The organism is Micromonospora lupini, assembly GCF_026342015.1.
GTDB lineage: Bacteria > Actinomycetota > Actinomycetes > Mycobacteriales > Micromonosporaceae > Micromonospora > Micromonospora lupini_B.
The window spans coordinates 2300612-2324983 of sequence record NZ_JAPENL010000001.1; the positions used below are offsets into that span (position 1 = coordinate 2300612).

Annotated in this window: 19 protein-coding genes; 7 read left to right on the forward strand and 12 right to left on the reverse strand. The window is 71.8% G+C overall.

Translation table 11 applies throughout. From position 1 onward, the window contains the following. The first annotated feature begins 5 nt into the window (after window positions 1–5). From tal to pgl, 5 genes are all read left to right on the forward strand, one after another. Window positions 6–1181, forward strand: coding sequence for a transaldolase (tal, locus tag OOJ91_RS10030; RefSeq protein WP_266244346.1), 1176 nt, complete (start codon window positions 6–8; stop codon window positions 1179–1181). Further along, the gene (locus tag OOJ91_RS10035) at window positions 1178–2827 is read left to right on the forward strand and encodes a glucose-6-phosphate isomerase (RefSeq protein ID WP_266244347.1); all 1650 of its coding nucleotides are present in this window, start codon (window positions 1178–1180) and stop codon (window positions 2825–2827) included. The genes tal and OOJ91_RS10035 overlap by 4 nt, the downstream gene beginning before the upstream one ends. A 2-nt stretch (window positions 2828–2829) precedes the next feature. Continuing rightward, a complete protein-coding gene (zwf, locus tag OOJ91_RS10040; protein ID WP_266244348.1) occupies window positions 2830–4383 on the forward strand; it encodes a glucose-6-phosphate dehydrogenase in 1554 nt (517 codons plus the stop codon). Further along, window positions 4380–5396: a glucose-6-phosphate dehydrogenase assembly protein OpcA gene (locus tag OOJ91_RS10045; RefSeq protein WP_266244349.1), complete on the forward strand. Its 1017-nt coding sequence runs from the start codon at window positions 4380–4382 to the stop codon at window positions 5394–5396. Before zwf ends, OOJ91_RS10045 begins: the two co-directional genes overlap by 4 nt. Window positions 5397–5525: 129 nt before the next feature. After that, window positions 5526–6296 carry a 6-phosphogluconolactonase gene (pgl, locus tag OOJ91_RS10050; RefSeq protein ID WP_266244350.1) on the forward strand — a complete coding sequence of 257 codons (771 nt, stop codon included), beginning with the start codon at window positions 5526–5528 and terminating at the stop codon, window positions 6294–6296. Between the two features lie 30 nt (window positions 6297–6326). On the opposite strand, the gene OOJ91_RS10055 is transcribed toward pgl, so the two are convergent. The 8 genes from OOJ91_RS10055 to rapZ all read right to left on the reverse strand — a co-directional run bounded on the left by OOJ91_RS10055 (window position 6327) and on the right by rapZ (window position 13545). After that, complete coding sequence (locus OOJ91_RS10055) at window positions 6327–6671, reverse strand: RNA polymerase-binding protein RbpA (RefSeq protein ID WP_007462733.1); 345 nt, start codon at window positions 6669–6671, stop codon at window positions 6327–6329. A 139-nt stretch (window positions 6672–6810) separates the two neighbouring features. After that, window positions 6811–7071 carry a preprotein translocase subunit SecG gene (gene secG, locus OOJ91_RS10060; RefSeq protein WP_007462735.1) on the reverse strand — a complete coding sequence of 87 codons (261 nt, stop codon included), beginning with the start codon at window positions 7069–7071 and terminating at the stop codon, window positions 6811–6813. A gap of 95 nt (window positions 7072–7166) precedes the next feature. Then, window positions 7167–7958 (reverse strand): triose-phosphate isomerase, encoded by a 792-nt coding sequence (gene tpiA / locus OOJ91_RS10065; protein ID WP_266244351.1) that lies wholly within the window; start codon window positions 7956–7958, stop codon window positions 7167–7169. A gap of 2 nt (window positions 7959–7960) precedes the next feature. Further along, window positions 7961–9160, reverse strand: a complete 1200-nt coding sequence (locus OOJ91_RS10070; protein WP_266244352.1) for a phosphoglycerate kinase — start codon at window positions 9158–9160, stop codon at window positions 7961–7963. Further along, window positions 9157–10161 (reverse strand): type I glyceraldehyde-3-phosphate dehydrogenase, encoded by a 1005-nt coding sequence (gap, locus tag OOJ91_RS10075; RefSeq protein WP_124853956.1) that lies wholly within the window; start codon window positions 10159–10161, stop codon window positions 9157–9159. The genes OOJ91_RS10070 and gap overlap by 4 nt, the downstream gene beginning before the upstream one ends. A gap of 265 nt (window positions 10162–10426) precedes the next feature. Further along, window positions 10427–11407 (reverse strand): DNA-binding protein WhiA, encoded by a 981-nt coding sequence (gene whiA / locus OOJ91_RS10080; protein WP_074312802.1) that lies wholly within the window; start codon window positions 11405–11407, stop codon window positions 10427–10429. Window positions 11408–11461: 54 nt separating this feature from the next. Further along, the gene (locus tag OOJ91_RS10085; protein ID WP_266244353.1) at window positions 11462–12658 is read right to left on the reverse strand and encodes a gluconeogenesis factor YvcK family protein; all 1197 of its coding nucleotides are present in this window, start codon (window positions 12656–12658) and stop codon (window positions 11462–11464) included. Continuing rightward, window positions 12655–13545: an RNase adapter RapZ gene (rapZ, locus tag OOJ91_RS10090; RefSeq protein ID WP_266245349.1), complete on the reverse strand. Its 891-nt coding sequence runs from the start codon at window positions 13543–13545 to the stop codon at window positions 12655–12657. The genes OOJ91_RS10085 and rapZ overlap by 4 nt, the downstream gene beginning before the upstream one ends. A 267-nt stretch (window positions 13546–13812) precedes the next feature. Here rapZ and OOJ91_RS10095 point away from each other — a divergent pair, with 267 nt between their 5' ends. Together OOJ91_RS10095 and recQ are read left to right on the forward strand one after the other, a co-directional pair. Further along, window positions 13813–14157, forward strand: a complete 345-nt coding sequence (locus tag OOJ91_RS10095; protein ID WP_266244354.1) for a hypothetical protein — start codon at window positions 13813–13815, stop codon at window positions 14155–14157. Between the two features lie 76 nt (window positions 14158–14233). Beyond that, on the forward strand, window positions 14234–16075 hold the full coding sequence (gene recQ, locus OOJ91_RS10100) for a DNA helicase RecQ (RefSeq protein WP_266244355.1): 1842 nt from the start codon (window positions 14234–14236) through the stop codon (window positions 16073–16075). 64 nt (window positions 16076–16139) lie between these two features. Here the strand turns inward: recQ and OOJ91_RS10105 are convergent, their stop codons facing one another. From OOJ91_RS10105 to uvrA, 4 genes are all read right to left on the reverse strand, one after another. Beyond that, window positions 16140–16802, reverse strand: a complete 663-nt coding sequence (locus OOJ91_RS10105) for a C39 family peptidase (RefSeq protein ID WP_266244356.1) — start codon at window positions 16800–16802, stop codon at window positions 16140–16142. Window positions 16803–18655: 1853 nt separating this feature from the next. Beyond that, complete coding sequence (uvrC, locus tag OOJ91_RS10110; RefSeq protein WP_266244357.1) at window positions 18656–20644, reverse strand: excinuclease ABC subunit UvrC; 1989 nt, start codon at window positions 20642–20644, stop codon at window positions 18656–18658. A 142-nt stretch (window positions 20645–20786) separates the two neighbouring features. Beyond that, window positions 20787–21269 (reverse strand): Rieske (2Fe-2S) protein, encoded by a 483-nt coding sequence (locus tag OOJ91_RS10115; RefSeq protein WP_266244358.1) that lies wholly within the window; start codon window positions 21267–21269, stop codon window positions 20787–20789. A 152-nt stretch (window positions 21270–21421) separates the two neighbouring features. After that, a complete protein-coding gene (uvrA, locus tag OOJ91_RS10120; protein WP_266244359.1) occupies window positions 21422–24367 on the reverse strand; it encodes an excinuclease ABC subunit UvrA in 2946 nt (981 codons plus the stop codon). Window positions 24368–24372 lie beyond the last annotated feature (5 nt).

The following is a 24372-nucleotide window of genomic DNA, read 5'->3' on the forward strand; positions in this document are numbered from 1 at the left end:
ACGGCATGACGGACAAGTTGCAGGAGCTCACCGCCGCGGGTGTGGCGGTGTGGCTCGATGATCTTTCCCGGGTACGTTTGAGCTCCGGCGGGCTGGACCAGCTCCGCCGTGAGAAGCACGTCGCCGGCGTCACCACCAACCCGACGATCTTCGCCAAGGCGTTGAGCGACGCCGACGAGTACAACTGGCAGCTGCGCGACCTCGCCATCCGTGGCATCGAGGTCGAGGAGTCGGTGCGCATGCTCACCACGTACGACGTGCGGTGGGCGTGTGACGTGATGCGCCCGTCGTACGACGGCAGCGAGGGCGTCGACGGCCGGGTCTCCATCGAGGTGGACCCCCGGGTGGCGCACGACAGCGACAAGACCGTGGCCGAGGCCAAGGCCCTGTGGTGGCTTGTCGACCGCCCCAACCTCTTCATCAAGATCCCGGCCACCGAGGAGGGCCTGTCGGCGATCACCGACACCCTCGCCGAGGGGATCAGCGTCAACGTGACGCTGATCTTCGGTCTGGACCGCTACTCGGCCGTGATGGAGGCGTTCCTCACCGGTCTGGAGAAGGCCAAGGCCAACGGTCACGACCTGTCGAAGATCGGCTCGGTGGCGTCCTTCTTCGTCTCCCGCGTCGACTCCGAGGTCGACAAGAGGCTTGAGAAGATCGGGTCCGAGCAGGCCAAGGCCCTGAAGGGCAAGGCCGCCGTCGCCAACGCCCAGCTGGCGTACGAGCGCTACACCGAGGTGTTCTCCTCCGACCGTTGGAAGGCGCTCGCCGCCGCCGGCGCGCACCCGCAGCGGCCCCTGTGGGCCTCCACCTCGACCAAGAACCCGGACTACCGGGACGTGATCTACGTCGAGGAGCTGATCGCGCCCGGCACTGTCAACACCATGCCGGAGTCGGTCATCCACGCGTACGCCGATCATGGCGAGACCCGCGGCGACACCATCACCGGCGCCTACGACGCGGCCCGCAAGGTCTTCGCGGACCTGGAGTCGGTAGGGGTGGACATGGACGACGTGATCGTCACCCTGGAGCGCGAGGGCGTGGAGAAGTTCGAGGCGAGCTGGCAGGAGCTGCTCGACGGCGTCCGCAAGTCGCTGGAGGCGGCGGCGAAGGGCAAGGGCTCGCCGAACAAGGCCGCCAAGGGCAACGCCAAGGGCGCCGAGAAGGCCGGTGGAGCATGAGCGACCTGTTGTCAGGGCCGGTGGAGGCCGCCGCCGGGCTCGCCGTGTACGGCGCGGACGCGGTCGACAAGTCCGCGCCCGCCTCGACCCGGGAGGCGCTGGTCAAGGCCGGCGTCCCGGGCAAGCTGGCCGGCAAGGACGCGAGCCTGTGGGGTCCGGACGCCGAGGCCGAGGCGAAGGTCCGGCTCGGTTGGGTGGACACCCACAGGCGCAGCCGGGAGCTGGTGGCCCAGTTGGCCGAGCTGAAGGCCGAGCTGGCCGACCTGGACCACGTGGTGCTCGCCGGGATGGGCGGCTCGTCGCTCGCCCCCGAGGTGATCACGCGGACCCTGGGCCGGCCGCTGACCGTGCTGGACACCACCGACCCGGGCCAGGTCCGGGCGGCCCTCGGTGACCGGCTGGAACGCACAGTGGTGGTGGTCGCCAGCAAGTCCGGCTCGACGGTGGAGACCGACAGCCACCGTCGCGCCTACTGGCAGGCGTTCCTGGACGCCGGGATGACCGAGGCGGAGGCCGGCCGGCACTTCGTCATCGTCACCGACCCGGGTTCGCCGCTGGAGACGACAGCGACCGAGATGGGCGCGTTCACAGTTATCGCCGACCCGAACGTGGGCGGCCGGTACTCGGCGCTCACCGCGTTCGGGCTGGTGCCCTCGGCGCTGGCCGGCGTCGAGGTCGCCGAGCTGCTCGACCAGGCCGACGCGCTGGCCGAGTCGCTCGCCGGTGACCGCGACAACCCGGCGCTGGCGTTGGGCGCCGCGCTGGGCGCCGCGGCCACGCTGGCCCGCGACAAGGTCGCCCTGGTGTCCGACGGGACCGGCATCGACGGCCTGGGCGACTGGGCCGAGCAGTTGATCGCCGAGTCGACGGGCAAGGCCGGGGTGGGCATCCTGCCCGTCGTCGTCGAGTCGCCGCAGAGCCCCGGCGCCACCGGTCCGGACGTGCTGACAGTCAGCTACGGCGGCGCGCTGGCCCCCGGTGACGTGCCGGGCGGCGGCGCCGACCCGGACGTGGCCGTCAACGGCCCGCTCGGCGCGCAGTTCCTGGCCTGGGAGTACGCCACCGCGGTGGCCGGCGTGGTGCTCGGCATCGACCCGTTCAACCAGCCGAACGTCACCGAGTCCAAGGAGAACACCAACAAGATCCTGGCCTCGGGCCTGCCGGCGGAGACGCCGTCGTTCACCGAGGGCGCGATCGAGGTGTACGCGCCGCAGGGCGCACCAGGTGACCTGGCGGGAGTGCTGCGCTGGCTGCTCGACGGGCTGGGCGACGACGGTTACCTCGCGGTGATGGCGTACCTGGACCGCTTCGCCGACGCCGACGCGGCCCGGCTGCGGCCGCTGCTGGCCGGCGCGTCCGGCCGGCCGGTCACCTTCGGCTGGGGGCCACGGTTCCTGCACTCCACGGGCCAGTACCACAAGGGCGGCCCGCAGGTGGGCAGCTACCTCCAGGTGACCGGCGCGGTCGCCGAGGACCTGGCGGTGCCGGGCAAGCCGTACACCTTCGGTGAGTTGCAGGCGGCACAGGCCGCCGGCGACCGGCAGGCCCTCGCGGGTCGGGAGCGGCCGCTGCTGCGGCTGCACCTGACCGACCGGGCAGCCGGCGTCGCCCAACTACTCGACGCGGCCGGTGAGCTGCGCGCGTGAGGATGGACGCTGTGACAGAAGCGGAGCGAGAAGGCGGTTCGGTGAACCCGCTGCGCGACCCGCAGGACCGCCGGTTGCCCCGGATCCCCGAGCCGTGCGCTCTGGTGATCTTCGGGGTGACCGGCGACCTGGCCCGCAAGAAGCTGCTCCCCGCGGTGTACGACCTGGCGAACCGGGGGCTGCTGCCGCCCGGTTTCGTGGTTCTCGGCTTCGCCCGCCGCGACTGGGGTGACGGCGACTTCGAGACCCTGGCGTGCGAGGCGGCCCGCAAGCACGCCCGCACCCCGTGGCGGGAGGAGGTCTGGGCACGGCTGGCCGGCAACATCAAGTTCGTCGGCGGGTCGTTCGACGACGACGCGGCGTTCGACCAGCTCGCCTCGACGCTTGACGACCTGCGGCAGACCCACGGCATCGCCGGCAACGCGGCGTTCTACTTCTCCATCCCCCCGGCCGCGTTCCCCGTCGTGCTCAAGCAACTGGCCCGCACCGGGATGGCCGACAACGAGAAGTCCGGCGGCTGGCGCCGGGTGGTGGTGGAGAAGCCGTTCGGCAACGACCTGCCGTCGGCGAAGGCGCTCAACGACCTCGTCGACGACGTGTTCACCCGCCAGGACGTCTTCCGGATCGACCACTACCTGGGCAAGGAGACCGTCCAGAACATCCTGGCGCTGCGGTTCGCCAACAACCTGTTCGAGCCCTTGTGGAACTCGAAGTACGTCGACTCGGTGCAGATCACCATGGCCGAGGACGTCGGCATCGGCAGTCGCGCAGGCTTCTACGACACCGTCGGCACCGCCCGCGACGTGCTGCAGAACCACCTGCTCCAACTCCTGGCCCTGGTGGCCATGGAGGAGCCGACAAGCTTCGACGCCGACGAGATCCGCGCCGAGAAGCTGAAGGTGCTCAAGGCGATCACCCTGCCGAAGGACGTGGCCCGGGACACCGTCCGCGGCCAGTACCTGCCCGGCTGGGTGGGCGGCGAGCGCGCGGTCGGCTACCGGGAGGAGCAGGACGTCCCCGCCGACTCCACCACGGAGACGTACGTGGCGGTGCGGCTGGGCATCCAGAACCGGCGCTGGGCCGAGGTGCCGTTCTACATCCGGGCCGGCAAGCGGCTGCCCCGGCGGGTCACCGAGGTCGCCATCATGTTCAAGAAGGCGCCGCACCTGCCGTTCAACGACGCCGACATGGAGTCGCTGGGCAACAACCAGCTCGTCATCCGGGTGCAGCCGGACGAGGGCGTGGTGCTCAAGTTCGGCTCGAAGGTGCCCGGCACCACGATGGAGGTCCGCGACATCGCGATGGACTTCCAGTACGGCGAGGCGTTCACGGAGTCCAGCCCGGAGGCGTACGAGCGGCTGGTGCTGGACGTGCTGATCGGGGACCGCACCCTGTTCCCGGACGCGGCCGAGGTCGAGCAGAGCTGGCAGGTGATCGACCCGCTGGAGCACGCCTGGGAGGGCACCACGCCGGAGCCGTACCGGGCCGGTGAGTGGGGGCCGCGGGCGTCCGACGAGATGCTGGCCCGCGAGGGCCGCGCTTGGAGAAGAGCATGATCGGGCTGTGGGACACCACCGGCAACGAGGTGGTCAAGGCGCTCGCCGCCGAGCGGCGCAGCGCCGGTGGTGTGGCCAGCGGCATGGCGCTCACCCTCATCGTGGTGGTGGACGAGAAGCGGGTGCGGGAGGCGGAGGCGGCGGCGACGATCGCCGCCGCCGCCCACCCGTGCCGGCTGGTGGTCGTGGTCCGCTCCGACATCGAGCGGGAGCGCAACCGGCTGGACGCGGAGATCGTGGTCGGTGGTCGACTCGGCCCCTGCGAGGCGGTGGTCACCCGGATGTACGGGCGGCTCGCCCTGCACGCCGAGTCGGTGGTGATGCCGCTGCTGGTGCCGGACGTGCCCGTGGTCACCTGGTGGCACGGCGAGCCGCCCGCGGAGATCGCCACCGACTTCCTCGGAGTGGTCGCCGACCGCCGGATCACCGACTCGGCGCAGGCCGCCGACCCGGTGGAGGCGTTGCGGCAGCGAGCCCGCGACTACGCCCCGGGCGACACGGACCTGGCGTGGACCCGGATCACCCCGTGGCGGACCCTTGTCGCGGGGGCGTTCGACACCGCCAGCGAGCAGGTCGTCGAGGCGACAGTCGTCGCGCCGCCCACCGACCCGACGGCGGCGCTTATGGTCGGTTGGCTGTCCAGCCGGCTCGGCATCACCCCGCACCGGGTGGACACCGACGAGTTTCCCCGGATGCGGGAGGTGCGGTTGAGCTGCGCCAACGGCGACCAACTGACGCTGACCCGCGAGGACAGCATGGCGGTGTTCCGGCGCACCGGTCAGGACGACCGGGCCCTGCCGCTGGTCCGTCGGCCGCTCGGTGACGAGCTGGCCGAGGAGCTGCGTCGGCTGGACGCCGACCAGGTGTACGCGGAGGCGCTGGGCGCGACCGCCGGGCTGCGGGGTCTGGAACAGCGCCCCCCGCAGCGGGTACACGTCTGGAAGGATCCGGCCACGGCCCAGCGCGCCGAGGCCGGGGTCACCGCGCACACCGGCACGAGCGGCGAGAGCTGAGCCGCAACGACCGCAGCACGACAACCGGGAGGGCCGGGATCGTTCCGGCCCTCCACCGGAGCGCCTCCCGGCGTACCGGCCCGGAGACGACGCGACAGCGACCGCCCAGCGGTCGGGAAGGCACAACCCATGAGTGAGGCGAGTGTCGCCGTCCACGCCGACGCCGACCTGCTGGCGCAGGCCGTGGCCGCCCGGCTGCTGGTGAAGATCCTCGACGCCCAGGCCGACCGGGGGGAGGCGTCGGTGGTGCTCACCGGCGGTCGGATCGCCGCTGCCGTGTACCGGGCGGTGGCGGCGCTGCCGGCCCGCGACGCGGTCGACTGGTCCCGGGTCGACGTGTGGTGGGGTGACGAGCGGTTCCTGCCCGCCGGCGACCCGGAGCGCAACGAGACCCAGGCCCGCGCCGCTCTGCTGGACGTGGTGCCGCTGGACCCGGCCCGGGTGCATCCCATGCCGGCCTCCGACGGCCCGGCCGGCAACGACCCCGAGGCGGCCGCCGCCGCGTACGCCGACGAGTTGGCCCGGGCCGCCCGGCCGGGGCACGCCGCGCTGCCGCACTTCGACGTGCTGATGCTGGGTGTCGGCGAGGACGGGCACGTGGCGTCGATCTTCCCCGAGCACCCGGTGCACTACGACACCCGCCCGTGCAGCGCGGTGCGGGGCAGCCCGAAGCCACCGGCTGTGCGAACCACCCTCACCCTGCCGACGATCAACACCGCCGAGGAGGTCTGGCTGGTGGCCGGCGGCGCGGACAAGGCCCGTGCGGTGGGCATGGCGCTTGCCGGCGCCGGCTCGGTGCAGCTGCCGGCCGCCGGGGTGCACGGCGTGGACCGCACCCGCTGGCTGCTGGACCGCGCGGCGGCCGCCGACGTGCCGGCCCGGCTGCGTAGCCTGCGCTGAGCGGTGGGAGGCCCCTCCGCGGGGCCTCCCCTAGCTTTCGCCCCGGCGGCGGCGCAGCGCGGCGAGCGCCTCCGCCAGCAGCGCCTCGCCCTCCTCGGCGGTACGCCGCTCCTTCACGTACGCCAGGTGGCTCTTGTAGGGCTCGGCGCGGACCCGCCCGGGCGGGTTCTGCGCGTCCGGGCCGGCGGGCAGCCCACAACGGGGGCAGTCCCACAGCGGAGGCGCCGTGGCGTCGGCAGCGATCCGGATGTCGGTCCGGTGGTCGTTGCGACACCAGTAGGTGACGTCCTGTCGGGGTGCGGGTTGGTGCCGCTCGTCCGGGCGCATGGGTGCGGACCCGACGCGGGCGCCGCGGATGACGTTGCCACTGGGCACGGCTGCTCGCTCCTGTCGTCGGAGGGGACCCGCCGTCGTCAGGGGTGGGCGGCGGGCGACGCGGTGCAGCGGAGAAAGAACTGCGCGCGGCCCGTCGAGTGACGGACCGCGCGCAGATTGTACGACTTCGCGGGCCTGCTCAGGTGCCGCTGTTCATCTGGAGGCGGAGCCAGAGCCCCAGCCCGACGATCGCCGCGAACCAGACGACACCCACCAGAACGGTGTAACGGTCCAGGTTCTTCTCGGCCACCGAGGAGCCGGCGAGGCTGGAGCTGACGCCACCGCCGAACATGCTCGACAACCCGCCGCCCTTGCCGCGGTGCAGCAGGATGAGCATGGTGAGCAGGATGCTCGTGATGACCAGCAACACGATCAACGTGTATGCGAACCAGATCGGCATGGCTGGGGGCAGTCCTCTCGTAGCGATCCTCGCCCGGACAGGTCGGGCACGGCGGCACCGGCCGGTGGACGGGCGGTGTCCAGGATAGCGAGCGATCAGCGAGCGATGTGCTCGGGGAACCGGCAGATCTGCGCGAATTCTTCCGCGTCCAGGCTGGCGCCGCCCACCAGGCCCCCGTCCACGTCCGGCTGGGCCATGATCGAGGCGACGTTCGACGCCTTGACCGAGCCGCCGTAGAGGACCCGGACGGCGTCGGCGGTCTCCTGGTCGAGGCGCTCCGCCAACCGCTTGCGGACCGCACCGCAGACCTCCTGGGCGTCCTCAGGCGTCGCGGTCTTGCCGGTGCCGATCGCCCAGACCGGCTCGTACGCGATGACGACCTGGCGCACCTGCTCGGGGGTGAGCCCGGCGAGGCCCCCGTCGAGCTGGTCGGAGCAGTGCGCCACGTGGGTGCCCTGCTCGCGGATGTCCAGCCCCTCCCCCACGCAGAGGATCGGGGTCAGGCCGTGCGTGAGCGCCGCCTTCACCTTCGCGTTGACCACCCCGTCGTCCTCGTGGTGGTAGGCCCGCCGCTCGGAGTGGCCGACCACCACGTACGTGCAGCCGAGCTTGGCGAGCATCGCGCCCGAGATGTCCCCGGTGTACGCGCCCCCGGCGTGCGGGGAGAGGTCCTGCCCGCCGTAGCCGATCAGCAGCTTGTCGCCGTCCACAGCCGTCTGCACGGTGCGCAGGTCGGTGAACGGCGGCAGCACGACCGTCTCGACCTCGGTGAGCTGCTTCTCGGTGAGGCTCGCGGCCAGCTTCTGCACGAGCAGGTTGGCCTCGAGGTGGTTGAGGTTCATCTTCCAGTTGCCGGCCATCAACGGTCGGCGGGTCGTGCTCGCCATGCTCAGTTCTCCAGGGCCGCGATGCCGGGGAGGGTCTTGCCCTCCAGGTACTCCAGGGAGGCGCCGCCGCCTGTGGAGATGTGACCGAAGCTCGACTCGTCCAGCCCCAACGCACGTACCGCCGCGGCGGAGTCGCCGCCACCGACGACGCTGAACGCGTCGGCCTTGGTGATCGCCTCGGCGATCCCCCGGGTGCCGGCCGCGAACGCCGCCATCTCGAACACGCCCATCGGGCCGTTCCAGAAGATCGTCTTGGCCTGGGACAGGGCGGCGGCGAAGCCGGCGACCGTCTCCGGGCCGACGTCCAGGCCGAGCCGGTGGCTCGGGATGCCGTCGACGCGGACCGTGTCGTGCGCGGCGTCCGGGGCGAACGCGTCCGCGACCACCACGTCGACCGGGAGCATGATCTTGCCCTCGGACCGCTCCAGCAGGTTGCGGCAGGTCTCGACCATGTCCTTCTCGAGCAGCGAGGTGCCCACCTCCAGGCCCTGGGCCTTGAGGAAGGTGAAGCACATCCCGCCGCCGATGAGCAGCCGGTCGACGGTGGGCAGCAGGGCCTCGATCACCGCGAGCTTGTCGGAGACCTTGGACCCGCCGAGCACCACCACGTACGGCCGCTCGGGCTCGCTGGTGAGCTTGGAGAGCACCTCGACCTCGCGCAGCACCAGCCGACCGGCCACGTGCGGCAGCCGCGCCGGCACGTCGTACACGCTTGCGTGCTTGCGGTGCACGGCGCCGAACGCGTCGTCGACGTACGCGTCGCCGAACGCGGCGAGCTGGTCGGCGAAGGCGCCCCGCTCGGCCTCGTCCTTGCTTGTCTCACCGGCGTTGAAGCGCAGGTTCTCCAGGAGGGCGACCTGGCCGTCGGCCAGGTCGGCGACTGTGGAGCGGGCCGAGTCGCCGACCGTGTCGGTGGCGAAGCGCACCGGAGCGCCGAGCAGCTCACCGAGCCGCGCGGCGACCGGGCTCAGGCTGAACTGCGGGTCCGGAGCGCCCTTCGGGCGGCCCAGGTGCGAGCAGACGACCACCTTCGCGCCGGCCTCGACCAGCGCGCCGAGCGTCGGCAGCACCGCGCGGATCCGGCCGTCATCGCTGATGTCGCCGGTCTGCTTGTCGAGCGGGACGTTCAGGTCGGCGCGCACCAGCACGCGCCGACCCGACACCCCCTCGGCGAGCAGGTCGTCGAGGGTCCGGATGCTCACAGCGAGGAACCCACCAGCTTGACGAGGTCGACGAGCCGGTTGGAGTAGCCCCACTCGTTGTCGTACCAGCCGACGACCTTCACCTGGTTGCCGACGACCTTGGTCAGCGGCGCGTCGAAGATGCACGACGCCGGGTCGGTGACGATGTCGGTGGAGACGATCGGGTCCTCGTTGTAGACCAGGATGCCCTTGAGCGGGCCGTCCGCGGCGGCCTTCAGCGCGGCGTTGACCTCGTCCACGGTGGTCTCGCGACCCACGTTGACGGTGAGGTCGGTGACCGAGCCGGTCGGGATCGGCACCCGCAGCGCGTACCCGTCGAGCTTGCCCTTCAGGTCCGGCAGCACCAGGCCGATGGCCTTCGCGGCGCCGGTCGAGGTCGGGACGATGTTCAGCGCGGCGGCGCGGGCCCGACGCAGATCCGAGTGCGGCGCGTCCTGCAGGTTCTGGTCCTGGGTGTACGCGTGGATCGTCGTCATCAGACCGTGCTGGATGCCGAACGTGTCGTGCAGGACCTTCGCCATCGGGGCGAGGCAGTTGGTCGTGCACGAGGCGTTGGAGATGATTGTGTGCTTCGCCGGGTCGTAGGTGTCGTGGTTGACACCCATGACGACTGTGACGTCCTCGTTCTTCGCCGGGGCGGAGATGATGACCTTCTTGGCCCCGCCGTCGACGTGCGCCTTCGCCTTGGTGGCGTCGGTGAAGAAGCCCGTCGACTCGATGACGACGTCGGCGCCCACCTCGCCCCACGGCAGCTTCGACGGGTCCTTCTCGGCGTACGCCTTGATGGTCTTGCCACCGACGGTGATCTCGTCGGCGGTGGCCTTCACCTCGTACGGCAGGCGGCCGAGGATGCTGTCGTACTTGAGCAGGTGGGCGAGCGTGGCGTTGTCGGTCAGGTCGTTCACCGCCACGACCTCGATGTCGGCGTCGGACGCCAGCACTGCCCGGAAGAAGTTACGGCCGATTCGGCCGAAGCCGTTGATGCCAACCCGGATGGTCACAGGTCCCATCTCCTCGCGTTCTGGTCCGCCGGCTGCAGACAACGCGCCGGCGGGAATGGTGTGCGCCGACCGTTGGAGCCGGCCGCTGACGGTTCATCTCGGCCACCCCGCCGCGCGGTCTGAGGACCTGACCGCCCGAGGCGGTGGGCACGGCGAGGAGTGCCGGTGTCGGCCCCCTTGCCGTACGCAGCGACCCTATCCGAGCGCGTGAGACCACGCTGCGCCGGGGCGTGCTCCCGCCGCACCGTACGGCCCCACCGTCCTATCAGACCACGAGCATGTCGGGCGTGACGGCCGCTTCGGTATCAGGGATGCCGAGGTCCCGGGCCCGCTTGTCGGCCAACGCCAGCAGACGCCGGATTCGTCCGGCGATGGCGTCCTTGGTCAGCGGAGGCTCGGCCAGCGCGCCCAGCTCCTCCAGCGACGCCTGCCGGTGCTCCAGGCGCAGTCGACCGGCGTCGGTGAGGTGGTTGGGCGCCTCGTCGGCAAGGATCTCCAGCGCCCGGGTCACCCGGGCGGCGGCGGCGACCGCCGCCCGCGCCGAGCGGCGCAGGTTGGCGTCGTCGAAGTTCGCCAGCCGGTTGGCGGTGGCCCGCACCTCGCGGCGCACCCGGCGCTCCTCCCAGGCCAGCACGCTTGAGTGCGCGCCGATGCGGGTGAGCAGCGCGGCGATCGCGTCGCCGTCCTTGACCACCACCCGGTCCACCCCGCGCACCTCGCGGTTCTTCGCGGTGATGCCGATCCGTCGGGCCGCGCCGACGAGCGCCAGCGCCGACTCCGGCCCCGGGCAGGTGATCTCCAGCGCGCTGGAGCGGCCGGGCTCGGTGAGCGAGCCGTGCGCCATGAACGCGCCCCGCCACGCCGAGACGGCGCAGCAGACGTTTGCCGCCACCACGTGCGGGGGCAGCCCGCGCACCGGCCGGCCGCGCACGTCAAGCAGGCCGGTCTGCCGCGCGAGCGCCTCACCGTCCTTGACCACGCGGACGATGAAGTGGCTGCCCTTGCGCAGCCCACCCGACGCCAGCACGTGGATCTCGCTGGGGTAGCCGTAGACCTCGGCGATCTCCCGCCGCAACCGGCGCGCGACCGCCCCGGTGTCCAGCTCAGCCTCCACCACCACGCGGCCGGAGACGATGTGCAGCCCGCCGGCGAAGCGCAGCAGCGCGGCCATCTCCGCCCGCCGACAGCAGGGCTTGGGCACGTCGACCCGACTCAGCTCGTCCTTGACCGCAGCCGTCATCGCCATTGTGCGTCCCCTCACGGACCTGTTCCGGCGTGTCGCCGGAGATTACGTACGTGTCTAACGATCGGCGCCCAGGACAGGCACCAGCGCGGCGCCCAGGGCAGCCGGATCATGGCGGGGAGTGCCGTCGGTGACGGCGACGGGGGCGAGGACCAGGCGGGCACCAAGCGATTCTGCCGCACGTTCGACCGGTTCAGGGTCACCCACCGCCTTGGCGTCCGCGAGCACGAAGTCGACCTTGAGTTCGGGCAGGTACCAGCGCAGCGCCGCCAGATGATCGGCGACCGAGAGGCCGAGAGTCTCCTTCTCCGCGGCCAGGTTCAGCGTGACCAGCCGCCGGGCCGAGCTGGACACGATCGCGTCGGCCAACTGCGGCACCAGCAGGTGCGGCAGCACGCTCGTGTACCAACTGCCCGGGCCGAAGATCAACCAGTCCGCTGCGCCGATCGCCGCCAGGGCTTCGGCACAGGCCGCCGGGGCGGCCGGGGTGAGGCGCAGCGACTCGACCCGCCCGGTGGTGACCGCCACCTGGTGCTGGCCGCGTACGGTGCGCACCTCGTCCGGGGCGGCCGGGTCGGCGCCGCGTACCCGCGCCTCGATGCCGACCGGCTGGCGCGACATCGGCAGGACCCGCCCGACCGCGCCCAGCATCGCTCCGGCGTGTTCCAGCGCGGCCACCGGGTCGCCGAGCAGCTCCATGAGGCCGCAGAGCACCAGGTTGCCCACCGCGTGCCCGGCCAACCCGTCGGCGCGCGCCGCCGTCGGTCCCGCGGCATCCTGGCCCGAGCCGTCTGCGCCCGGGCCGCGCGAGTCCGCGCCTCGGCTCGCGCCGCCCGCGCCCTGGCCTGCGCCGCCCGCGCCCTGGCCTGCGCCGCCTGCGCCCTGGCCGTGCGGGTCCGGACCGTTCGTCCCCGGTCCGCGCGGGTCGGGGTCGTCGGTCGCCGGCGGGACCGGGTCGGCTTCACCGAGCGGGGGTACGCCTGCCGGCACGGCGGCGAAGCGGTGCTGGAACAGCCCGGCGCTGCGTCGGGTGGCCGGGTGGTCGCCAGCAAGCGCCACCAGGGCCTGCCGCAGGTCGCCGGGGGGCAGACCGCCCCGTTCGGCTCGCAGCCGGCCGCTGGAACCGCCGTCGTCGCCGACCGTGACCACCGCCGTGATGTCCAGGTCGAGTTCGGGGGCGCAGTGGCGCAGCGCGCGCAGCGACGCGGACAACCCGTGCCCTCCGCCGAAGGCCACCACCCGACGCGCCGTCATTCCCGCCCCAGGTCGCGGTGCTGCGCGTTGGCGGCCAGCCCCGACTGGCGCAGCCGACCGGCCAGCTCCTCGGCGATTGCCACGCTGCGGTGCTTGCCGCCGGTACAGCCCACGGCGACCGTCAGGTACCGCTTGCCCTCCCGCTCGAACCCGGCGGTCGTGGCGTTGACCAGGTCGGCGTACGAGGCGACGAAGGCGTCCGCGCCCTCCTGGCCCAGCACGTACGCGCTTACCGCCTCCTCCCGCCCGGTGTGCTCGCGCAGCTCCGGCACCCAGTACGGGTTCGGCAGGAACCGGGCGTCCAGCACGAAGTCGGCGTCCGGCGGCAGGCCGTACTTGAATCCGAACGACAGCACTGTGACACGCAGCCGGCGGGCGTCCTCGCCGCCGAACAGCTCCTCGATCCGGCGACGGAGCTGGTTGACGTTCAGGTGGCTGGTGTCGATGATCACGTCGGCCTGGTCGCGGGCCTCCTCCAACAGCCCGCGCTCCACGGCGATGCCGTCCGCGAGCCGCCCGTCGCCCTGCAACGGGTGCGAACGCCGGACGCTCTCGAACCGGCGGATCAGCACCTCGTCGTCGGCGTCGACGAACACCACCCGGGGCGAGAAGCCCCGCTCCTTCAGCTCGCGGATCGCCCCGGCCAGGTCAGTGGAGAAGGCCCGCGAGCGCACGTCCAGGACCATCGCGGTACGCCGGGCCGCGCCGCCGGCCTTGAACGCCAGCTCGGCCATGTCGAGCATGAGTGCCTGCGGCAGGTTGTCCACGACGTAGTAGCCGACGTTCTCCAAGGCCCGGGCGACGGTGCTGCGACCGCCACCGGACAGCCCGGTGACCACCACGAGGGTGGTCTCCGACTCGGCCGCCGGCTGCCCGTCCGCGGCCACCGGAGGATCGGTCCGGTCCCCGTCTGCGCGCGCCTCGCTCACCCGTACCCCCAAGCCGTGGCGCCGCGGCCGCCATCGGCCGCGATTGGTCAATCAGCGACTCTATCCCGCCGCCTGCGGAGTGGTCGGGCACCCGTGGCCGATCGGACGCCGACGGACTCGGCACCGGTCGTCCTCCCGACAGTCACCACTCTTGATGACGATCAGTAGTCGTCTATACGCTCTTCGTGATCGCCGCAGGTCAACGCCGACATCTGGGAGGGTGCGATGCACGATCTGGCCGACAAGAACAAGTACGTCGGTTTCCTGTTCATGCGGATCAGTCCGGAATACTTCGCCCTCGGCCGGGAGGGCATCCACGAGGTCTCCGCCGAGCACGCCCGGGATCTGGGCCGCTTCGCCAAGCAGCTCACCCACGTGGTCTGCACGGGGGTGAACGGAAAATACGACCAGGTCACCATGGTGGAGGCCGACACCCTGGAGGAGATCAACGCTGCGGCCACCGCGTTCCGGATGGGCGCCAAGGCCCGCTACATCGAGATCGTCGACATCGTGGTCGGGATGAAGGCCCCGCCGCGCGGCCTGGCCAACCGGTCCAGTCAACCGAGCTGACCGCGTCGCCCGTCCGGTGTGCCCGGCCCGGGTGCGCCGGGCGAGCGGTGTCGGGGTGGGCTCGTAGACTCCGCGAATGGCTTCCCCCACCGACCTGCGTACCGAGGACGCGCTGCCGGTGCTGCGCCGGGTGTTCGGGTACGACGCCTTCCGTGGCTTCCAGCAGCAGGTCATCGACCATGTCGTCGCCGGTGGCGACGCGCTGGTGCTGATGCCCACGGGTGGCGGCAAGTCGCTGTGCTACCAGATCCCGGCGTTGGTCCGCGACGGTGTCGCGGTCGTGGTCTCCCCGCTTATCGCGCTCATGCAGGACCAGGTGGACGCCCTCACCGCGGTCGGTGTCCGCGCCGGATTCCTGAACTCCACCCAGACCCTGGACGCCCGACGGCGGGTGGAGGCCGCGTTCGTCGCCGGCGAGTTGGACCTGCTCTACCTGGCACCGGAGGCGCTCGGCGTCCGATCCACCCTCGCTCTGCTGGACCGGGGGCGGATCTCCCTGTTCGCGATCGACGAGGCGCACTGCGTGTCCCAGTGGGGGCACGACTTCCGGCCCGACTACCTGGCGCTGTCGATGCTGCACGAGCGCTGGCCGCAGGTCCCCCGGATCGCGCTGACCGCCACCGCGACGAGCGCCACCCGCACCGAGATCGCCAGCCGGCTGGGGCTGGACGACGCCCGGCACTTCGTGGCCAGCTTCGACCGGCCCAACATCCAGTACCGGATCGTGCCCAAGCGCGAACCCCGCAAGCAACTGCTCGCCCTGCTGCGCGACGAGCACCCCGGCGACGCCGGCATCGTCTACTGCCTGTCCCGCGCCTCGGTGGACAAGACCGCCGAGTTCCTCGTCGCCAACGGCATTGCCGCCCTGCCGTACCACGCCGGCCTGGACGCGACCACCCGCGCCGCCAACCAGCAACGGTTCCTCCGCGAGGACGGCCTCGTCATGGTGGCCACCATCGCCTTCGGGATGGGCATCGACAAGCCGGACGTACGCTTCGTCGCCCACCTCGACCTGCCGAAGTCCGTCGAGGGCTACTACCAGGAGACCGGCCGCGCCGGCCGCGACGGGCTGCCGTCCACCGCCTGGCTGGCGTACGGCCTGCAGGACGTGGTCCAGCAGCGCAAGATGATCGAGACGTCCGACGGCGACCTCGCGCACAGGCGCAACCTCGCCGCACACCTGGACGCGATGCTCGCGCTCTGCGAGACGGTCCGCTGCCGACGGGTGCAACTGCTCGAATACTTCGGCGAGACGACCCCGACGGCCTGCGGCAACTGCGACACCTGCCTCAACCCACCGGAGTCGTGGGACGGCACCGTCGCCGCCCAGAAGCTGCTCTCCGCGATCTTCCGCCTCGACCGCGAGCGCAACCAGCGGTTCGGCGCCGGGCACTGCGTCGACATCCTGCTCGGCAAGCAGACCGACAAGGTCAGCCAGTACGGTCACGACTCGCTTACCGTCTTCGGCATCGGCACGGAGCTGAGCGAGGCCGAGTGGCGGGGCGTGGTCCGGCAACTCCTCGCCGAGGGGCTGCTCGCCGTGGAGGGCGACTACGGCACCCTCGCGCTGACCGCGGCGAGCGCCGACGTCCTGGGCCGCCGCCGTACCGTCACGATGCGCCGCGAGCCGGAGCGGCAGGCGTCGAGCCGGTCGTCGAAGCCGCGCGGGGCGGCCACGGTCGTCGCCGAGCTGACCCCGGCGGCCGCGTCGGTCTTCGAGCGGCTGCGGGCCTGGCGCGCGGCCACCGCCAAGGAGCAGGGCGTCCCGGCGTACGTCATCTTCCACGACGCCACCCTCCGACAGATCGCGGGCGACGCGCCCACCTCTCTCGCGGAGCTGTCGCGGGTCAGCGGGGTCGGCGAGAACAAGCTCGCCAAGTACGGCGAGCAGATCCTGGCCGTCCTCGCCACCGACTGAGGTCATGCCGAAGGGCCGGACCCCTGGTGGGGGTCCGGCCCTGTCGGTTTGTGTGTTCGCGGGGTCAGTTGGTGGCGTAGCCGCGGGTGGCGATCCAGTCGGCGAGGTGCTCGATGGTGACGTCGTAGGAGGCGGTGTTCGGGTCGGCCGAGTCAGCGATCCTCACGATCGTGCCGTTGTCGCGGTAGCCCACGACGCTGATGTAGTGCCCGCCCTCGAACGAGTGGGTGCCGCCGTCGGTGTCGGTGGTGGTGCCGGCGATGTTGGCGACCACGGCCCGGCCGTTGTCGACGGTCTTGACCACGTCGGCGCGCAGCGTGTCGGTCTGTGTGGCGTCGGCGTCGGGCTTGCTGATCTCCACGGAGTGGTAGGCGTCGGCCTTGCCGGTCTCCTTGTTCAGTACCGGGGTGATGTCGTTGATGCTGTTGGTGCCGGCCTCGGTGGTGCCCATCTCCTTGGCCATGTCGTCGACGCTGATGTCCTTGCCCTGCACGGACAGGGCGTTACGGGCCGCGGCGGGGCCGCAGTAGTAGAAGTTCGGCTGCGCCTGGTAGCGAACGCCGAGTTGACGCTCACCCGACGGCTTACGGTCGGTCTGGGTCTGGGTGGTGGGCTTGTCGGTGCTCGGCGCGGCGAACGCGGTCGTCACCGGGCCGGCGATGGCGCCACCGGTGAAGGCCAGACCAGCAGCGGTCAGAGCGGTCTTACGAATCAGATCGGTACGCATGATGGCGTGCTCCTCTGCATCGGGGGTGCACGGCACACCGCATGGGGGACGGGGGTGCCGCGGCGTGCTGGGGGGGAAGAATTCGGGGAACCCGGCGGCTCGGCCTGCTCGGGTGTCCGGGGGTGTAACGGTCCGGGGCGGCGGGTCATTCCGCCGGGCTCTCGACGGCCGCGGTGCTCGGGTGGTGCGGGGGTGTAACCATGGCGACCGGCGGGGTGTTCCCGGCGACGGCCGCATGGGCCAGCACGTGGTGCTGCTCGGCCCTGCGGGGGTGTAACCGTGGCGACCGGTCGGGTGTTCCCGGCGGCCTCCCCGATGGGGGAACGCCGAAGTGGTGCTCTGGCGCGCCGGGGGTTGAACCGTGGCGACCGGCGGTGTGTTCCCGGCGGCGGCCGCACGGGCCAGCACGTGGTGCTGCTCGGCCCTGCGGGCTTGTAACCGTGGCGACCGGCGGGGTGTTCCCGGCGACGGCCGCACGGGCCAGCACGTGGTGCTGCTCGGCCCTGCGGGGGTGTAACCGTGGCGACCGGCGGGGTGTTCCCGGCGGCCTTGGGGGAACGCCGAAGGTGTTCTGGCGCGCCGGGGGTGTAACCGTGGCGACCTGGCCGGTGTTTCCGGCGGGGGCGCCGGCGCGCACCGGGCCGGTCAGGCGCGGTGGCATGCCAGGTATAACGACCCCGGCCGGGCCACGATTCCGCCACGGGGGTGGCGCCGACCACCCGACACCCGATCCCAAACAAGACAGGTCGGCGGCGTCGAACCGGACGATCGGGACGTGGGCTGCTTGATCGACTCCAGGTCGGCGATGTGGCGGTGTCCGGGCCCCCCGCATACCCCCACATCCGCGACATGGAGTCGATCAACTGGCGCACCGGCCAGCTTCGCCGCACTTCGCCGACTTCCACGGCACCGCGCCCCGCCCTACCTCCGACATCGCCGCGCTCGCCCGGCCTCCGGGCGCCGCCCGCGCCCCCCCGCCGGGACTCCGGGGTCGCAGGGCCCGGGCACTGAAGGCCCCCGCCGAAGCGCAACGCAAACCGACGCCCCGCAGCGGATGTCAAACCGGACAACCAACCCGATCCGACCCATCGCCCGGTGAACATCGGCCCGAGCACTGCCACCTCACGCCACCTCCGAACCCGCCCACAACGACGCACCCACCCAAGATCGCGCTCGATCCAGGAAACAGGCCCCTCACCACGCGGACGAGGCCACTGGTACCTGGATCGAGCACGATCATGCGAGAGGGCCGGCCCACCACCGCCCCAGTGCCGACACGCACCGTAGGTGACGGTCGCGCTGCCGTGATCCGCGCACTATCGGGGAAACTGCTGCCTCCCCGCCGCCGTGAGGCAGCAACTTCCCCGAAGTTGCGCAGATCTTGACCGGAGGGCGGGGCGGGGGCGCAGGGGGCGGCGGCGGGCGGCGGGCGGCGGGCGGGGGCGCAGGGGGCGGCGGGGCAGCGGGCGGCGGCGGGCGGCGGCGGGCGGCGGGCGGGGGCGGCGGAGCGGCGGGCGGCGGAGCGGCGGGCGGCGGAGCGGCGGGCGGCGGGGCAGCGGGGCAGCGGGGCAGCGGGCGGCGGGCGGGGGCGCAGGGGGGCGGCGGGCGGCGGGCGGGGGCGCAGGGGGCGGCGGGCGGCGGGCGGGGGCGCAGGGGGGCGGCGGGCGGCGGGCGGCGGAGCGGCGGGCGGCGGGCGGCGGGCGGCGGGCGGCGGGCGGCGAGCCGACCCCCCATCGGAGGCACGCTGACGTCGGGGACCGCGCAGGAACCGCCTACCGGCAGCCGCAGCTCGGGGCCGCTCAGTGGCAGCGGCATTCACGTGCTTGGAGTCGCCTCGGTGCTGTCGGCGGCATTCAGGTGCTGGGGGTCGCCTGGGTGCTGTCGTCGGTTGTGGCGCCCTTGTCGAGGGCCGCCAGGATCGCCTCGGCGGTGCGTCGACCTACACCGGGCACCTCGGTGATCTCTTCGACGGTCGCCGTGGAGAGTCGCTTCAGCGAGCCGAAGTGCCGTAGCAGCGCCTTGCGGCGTACCTCGCCCAGGCCGGGGACGTTGTCCAGCGCGGACTCGGTCATCCGCTTGGAGCGACGCTGGCGGTGGAACGTGATGGCGAAGCGGTGCGCCTCGTCGCGGACGCGTTGCAGCAGGTAGAGACCCTCCGAGGTGCGCGGCAGGATGACCGGGAACTCGTCGTCGGGGAGCCACACCTCCTCGAGCCGCTTGGCGAGGCCGCAGAGCGCGACGTCGTCGATGCCCAGGTCGGCGAGTGCCTGGGCGGCCGCCGCGACCTGCGGGGCGCCGCCGTCGACGACCACCAACTGTGGCGGGTACGCGAATTTTCGCGGCCGGCCGGTGGTCGGGTCGACCAGGATGCCGACCTGTGGATCCGTGGCGCCTCCGGGCGCGGTCGGGTCGTCGGCCGACTCCACGCCCACCTCGCCCGTCTCGGCCCGCGCGTCGAGGAAGCGGGCGAATCGGCGGCGCAGCACCTCGGACATGGCGGACAGGTCGTCGGTGGCGCCCCGGACGATGAACCGCCGGTACTCGCTCTTGCGGGGCAGCCCGTCCTCGAAGACCACCATGCTGGCGACCACGTCGGTGCCCTGGATCTGGGAGATGTCGAAGCACTCGATGCGCAGGGGTGAGGTGCGCATGTCGAGCGCCTCACTGATCTCGTCCAGCGCCTTGCCGCGGGTGGTCAGGTCGCCGGACCGCTTGAGCTTGTGCCGGGCCAACGCGTCCTTGGCGTTGCGCTCCACCGTCTCCATCAGCGAGCGCTTGTCGCCGCGCTGCGGCACGCGCAGCGACACCCGACTGCCCCGGTGGTTGCTGAGCCACTCGGCAAGCGCGTCGGCGTCGGCGGGCAACTCGGGCACCAGCAGCTCGCGGGGCACGTCGGCTTCGCCGTGCTCGCCGCCGTACACCTGGGTGCAGAAGTGGTGCACCAGGTCGCCGGTGCTCAGGTCCTCGGTCTTCTCCACGACCCAGCCGCGCTGGCCGCGGACTCGGCCGTCGCGGACGTGGAAGACCTGCACGGCCGCCTCGAGCGGGTCGTCGGCGAACGCGACCACGTCGGCGTCGGTGCCGTCGCCGAGCACCACGGTCTGCTTCTCCATGGCCCGGCGCAGGGCGGCCACGTCGTCACGCAGGCGGGCGGCACGCTCGAACTCCAGCTGCTCGCTCGCCTCGGTCATCTCGCGCTCGATCTTGCGGACCATCGTGTCGGTGCGTCCGGCCATGAAGTCGCAGAAGCCGTCGACGATGGCACGGTGCTCGTCGGCGGAGACGGTGCCGACGCACGGCGCCGAGCACTTGCCGATGTAGCCCAGCAGACACGGACGCCCGACCTGGCCGGCGCGCTTGAACACGCCTGCCGAGCAGGTGCGCGCGGGGAAGACTCGCAGCAGCAGGTCGAGGGTCTCCCGGATGGCCCAGGCGTGCGAGTACGGACCGAAGTAGCGCACACCCTTGCGCTTCGCGCCGCGCATCACCTGCAGCCGCGGATATTCCTCGTCGAGGGTGACGGCGAGATAGGGGTACGACTTGTCGTCGCGGTAGCGGACGTTGAACCGGGGGTCGTACTGCTTGATCCAGGTGAACTCCTGCTGGAGCGCCTCGACCTCGGTGCCGACGGTGATCCAGTCCACCGACTCGGCGGTGGTGACCATCTGCCGGGTGCGCTCGTGCAGGTTCCAGACGTCGCCGAAGTAGGAGTTGAGCCGGCTGCGCAGGTTCTTCGCCTTGCCGACGTAGATCACCCGGCCGGTGCCGTCGCGGAAGCGGTAGACCCCCGGTGACTCCGGGATGGTGCCGGGTGCGGGACGGTAGGTCGAGGGGTCAGCCACGTCGACAAGCCTAGTCCGCACCCCCGACACCCCACCGCGAGCGCTTGATCCACTCGGCTTCCGGGAAGGCGGGGTGTCGGCGGGCCGCGGACACCCCGACTTCCCGGAACACGAGTCGATCAAGCCGCCGAGCCGCGCGGTGTCAGGCGAGGGAGATCTGGTCCCCGGTCACCTTGATCTCCTTCGGCGGCAGCGGCTTCTTGGCCGGCCCGGCCTTCACCGAGCCGTCCTCGATCGAGAACTTGCTGCCGTGGCAGGTGCAGTTGATGGTGCCGCCGTCGACGTTCGTGACCGGGCAGTTCTGGTGCGTACAGATGGGGCTGAAGCCCTTGAACTGGCCGGCCGCCGGCTGGGTGATGACCACGCCCTCGGCGGCGAGGACCTTGCCGCCGCCGACCGGGATGTCGGCGGTGGTGGCCAGCGACTGGGCGTTCTGCCGGTCGCCGCCGCCGGCGTCGCCGGTGCTGGGCACGGCGGGGCCACCACTCGTGGGACCGCCACTGCCACCGCCGTCGTCACTGCCGCAGGCAGCCAGGACGACAGCCGCGCCGACTGCCCCGACGCCGGTGAGCAGGGTACGACGTGTCTGCGTACCCGGACCGGTCAGCGCCTGATCGTCACTCATGCCTCGCCTCTCTCTCGCCCGCTGCGCCGGTCAACAGCCGACACACTTTTCCACACGGGCAACTGTGCCGGATGGTTCATCGCGGCAACCGTCCGACCCGGGAAATGGGTGCGGGGCGGAGCGCCGAGCGCCCCGCCCCGCAGAGATGGAGGTCAGCGTGCGCCGGCCGGCACCTTGCGGCTGGCCCGCGCCTTGGTGACGCCGTTGGCCTTGGCCGCCCGGGTGGTGGCGGCAGCAGCACCCTTGGCCTTGCCGTCGAGCTTGAGCACCTGGCGCAGGAACTCGCCGGTGTGACTCTCGGCCACCTCGGCGACCTCCTCGGGGGTGCCGGTGGCGAGCACCATGCCGCCCCGGTGGCCGCCCTCCGGACCCATGTCGATCAACCAGTCGGCCGTCTTGATCACGTCGAGGTTGTGCTCGATGGTGATCACCGTGTTGCCCTTGTCGACCAGGCCCTCCAGCACCATCAGCAGCTTGCGGATGTCCTCGAAGTGCAGGCCGGTGGTCGGCTCGTCGAGCACGTAGACCGTCCGACCGGTGGAGCGCTTCTGCAGCTCGGACGCGAGCTTGACCCGCTGCGCCTCACCGCCGGAGAGGGTCGGCGCGGGCTGCCCGAGACGGACGTAGCCCAGGCCCACGTCGACGAGGGTCTTGAGGTGCCGGTGGATGGCCGGGATGGCGGAGAAGAACTCGGCGGCCTCCTCGATCGGCATCTCCAGCACGTCCGAGACGGTCTTGCCCTTGTAGTGCACCTCCAGGGTCTCCCGGTTGTACCGGGCGCCCTTGCAGACCTCGCAGGGGACGTACACGTCGGGCAGGAAGTTCATCTCGATCTTGATGGTGCCGTCGCCGGAGCACGCCTCGCAGCGGCCGCCCTTGACGTTGAACGAGAACCGACCCGGCCCGTACCCCCGGACCTTGGCCTCGGTGGTCTCGGCGAAGAGCTTGCGGACGTGGTCCCAGACCCCGGTGTAGGTGGCCGGGTTGGAGCGCGGAGTACGGCCGATCGGCGACTGGTCCACGCCGACGACCTTGTCCACGTGCTCCAGACCGGAGACCCGGGTGTGCCGGCCGGGCACCAGCCGGGCGCCGTTGATCTGGTTGGCCAGCACGGCGTACAGGATGTCGTTGACGAGCGTCGACTTGCCCGAGCCGCTGACCCCGGTGACCGCGATGAGCTGGCCCAGCGGGAACGAGACCGTCAGGTTGCGCAGGTTGTGCTCGCGCGCGCCGTGCACCACCAGCTCACGGGCCGGATCCTGCGGCCGTCGGCCGGCCGGCGTCGGGATCGACCGCTTCCCGGAAAGGTACGCCCCGGTGATCGACTCCTTGTTCTTCAGCAGCGCCGGCACCGAGCCGCTGTGCACGATCTTGCCGCCGTGCTCGCCGGCGCCGGGCCCGATGTCGACGATCCAGTCGGCGACGCGGATGGTGTCCTCGTCGTGCTCCACCACGATCAGCGTGTTGCCCAGCCCGCGCAGCCGGATCAGGGTCTCGATCAGCCGGTGGTTGTCGCGCTGGTGCAGGCCGATCGACGGCTCGTCGAGCACGTAGAGCACGCCGACCAGACCGGAGCCGATCTGGGTGGCCAGCCGGATGCGCTGCGCCTCGCCGCCGGAGAGCGTGCCGGCCGGCCGGTCCAGCGAGAGGTAGTCCAGGCCGACGTCGAGCAGGAACCGCAGCCGGGCGTTGATCTCCTTGAGGACGCGCTCGGCGATCATCTTCTGCCGGTCGGTCAGCTCGATGGCGGCGAGCAGGTCGGCGCACTCCCCCACGGACAGGTTGCAGACCTCGGCGATGCTCTTGCCGGCGAGGGTGACCGCGAGCACCTCCGGCTTGAGCCGGGCGCCGCCGCACGCCGCGCACGGCACGTCGCGCATGTAGCCCTCGTACTTGTCGCGGGACCACTCGGACTCCGTGTCGGAGTGCCGGCGCTCGATCCACTGCACGACGCCCTCGAAGCCGGTGTAGTAGGAGCGCTCGCGCCCGTACTTGTTGCGGTAGCGCACGTGCACCTGGTCGTCGGAGCCGTGCAGGATCGTCTTCTGCGCCCGCGCCGGCAGCGCCCGCCACGGGGTGTCGACGTCGAAGTGCTGGGCCTCGCCGAGCGCCTCCAGCAGGCGCAGGAAGTATTCCAGGTTGTGCCCGGTGGACCAGGGCTGGATGGCGCCCTCGCGCAGGCTGCGCTCCGGGTCCGGGACCAGCAGCTCCGGGTCGACCTCCTTCTTGGTGCCCAGGCCCGTGCACTCCGGGCAGGCGCCGTACGGCGCGTTGAAGGAGAAGACCCGCGGCTCGAGATCCTCGATGGCGAGCGGGTGGTCGTTGGGGCAGGCCAGGTGCTCGGAGTAGCGACGCTCCCGGTCCGGGTCGTCCTCCGGCAGGTCGACGAAGTCGAGCAGCACCAGCCCGCTGGACAGGCCCAGGGCGGCCTCGACCGAGTCGGTCAGCCGCTGCTTGGCGCTCGGCTTGACGGTGAGCCGGTCGATCACCACCTCGATTGTGTGCTTCTCCTGCTTCTTGAGCTTCGGCGGCTCGGTCAGCGGGTGCACCACGCCGTCGACGCGGGCTCGGGCGTAGCCCTTGGCCTGCAACTCGGCGAAGAGGTCGACGTACTCGCCCTTGCGGCCACGGATCACCGGCGCGAGCACCATGAACTTGGTGCCCTCGGCCATCGCGAGGACCCGGTCGACGATCTGCTGCGGGCTCTGCCGGGAGATCCGCTCGCCGCAGACCGGGCAGTGCGGCTCACCGATGCGGGCATAGAGCAGACGCAGGTAGTCGTAGACCTCGGTGATGGTGCCGACTGTCGAGCGCGGGTTACGCGAGGTGGACTTCTGGTCGATCGAGACGGCCGGGCTCAGCCCCTCGATGAAGTCGACGTCGGGCTTGTCCATCTGGCCGAGGAACTGCCGGGCGTACGACGAGAGCGACTCCACGTAGCGCCGCTGACCCTCGGCGAAGATCGTGTCGAAGGCCAGGCTCGACTTGCCCGACCCGGACAGCCCGGTGAACACGATGAGAGCGTCGCGGGGCAGGTCGAGACTGACGTCACGCAGGTTGTGCTCGCGCGCGCCACGGATGATCAGACGGTCGGCCACAGTGC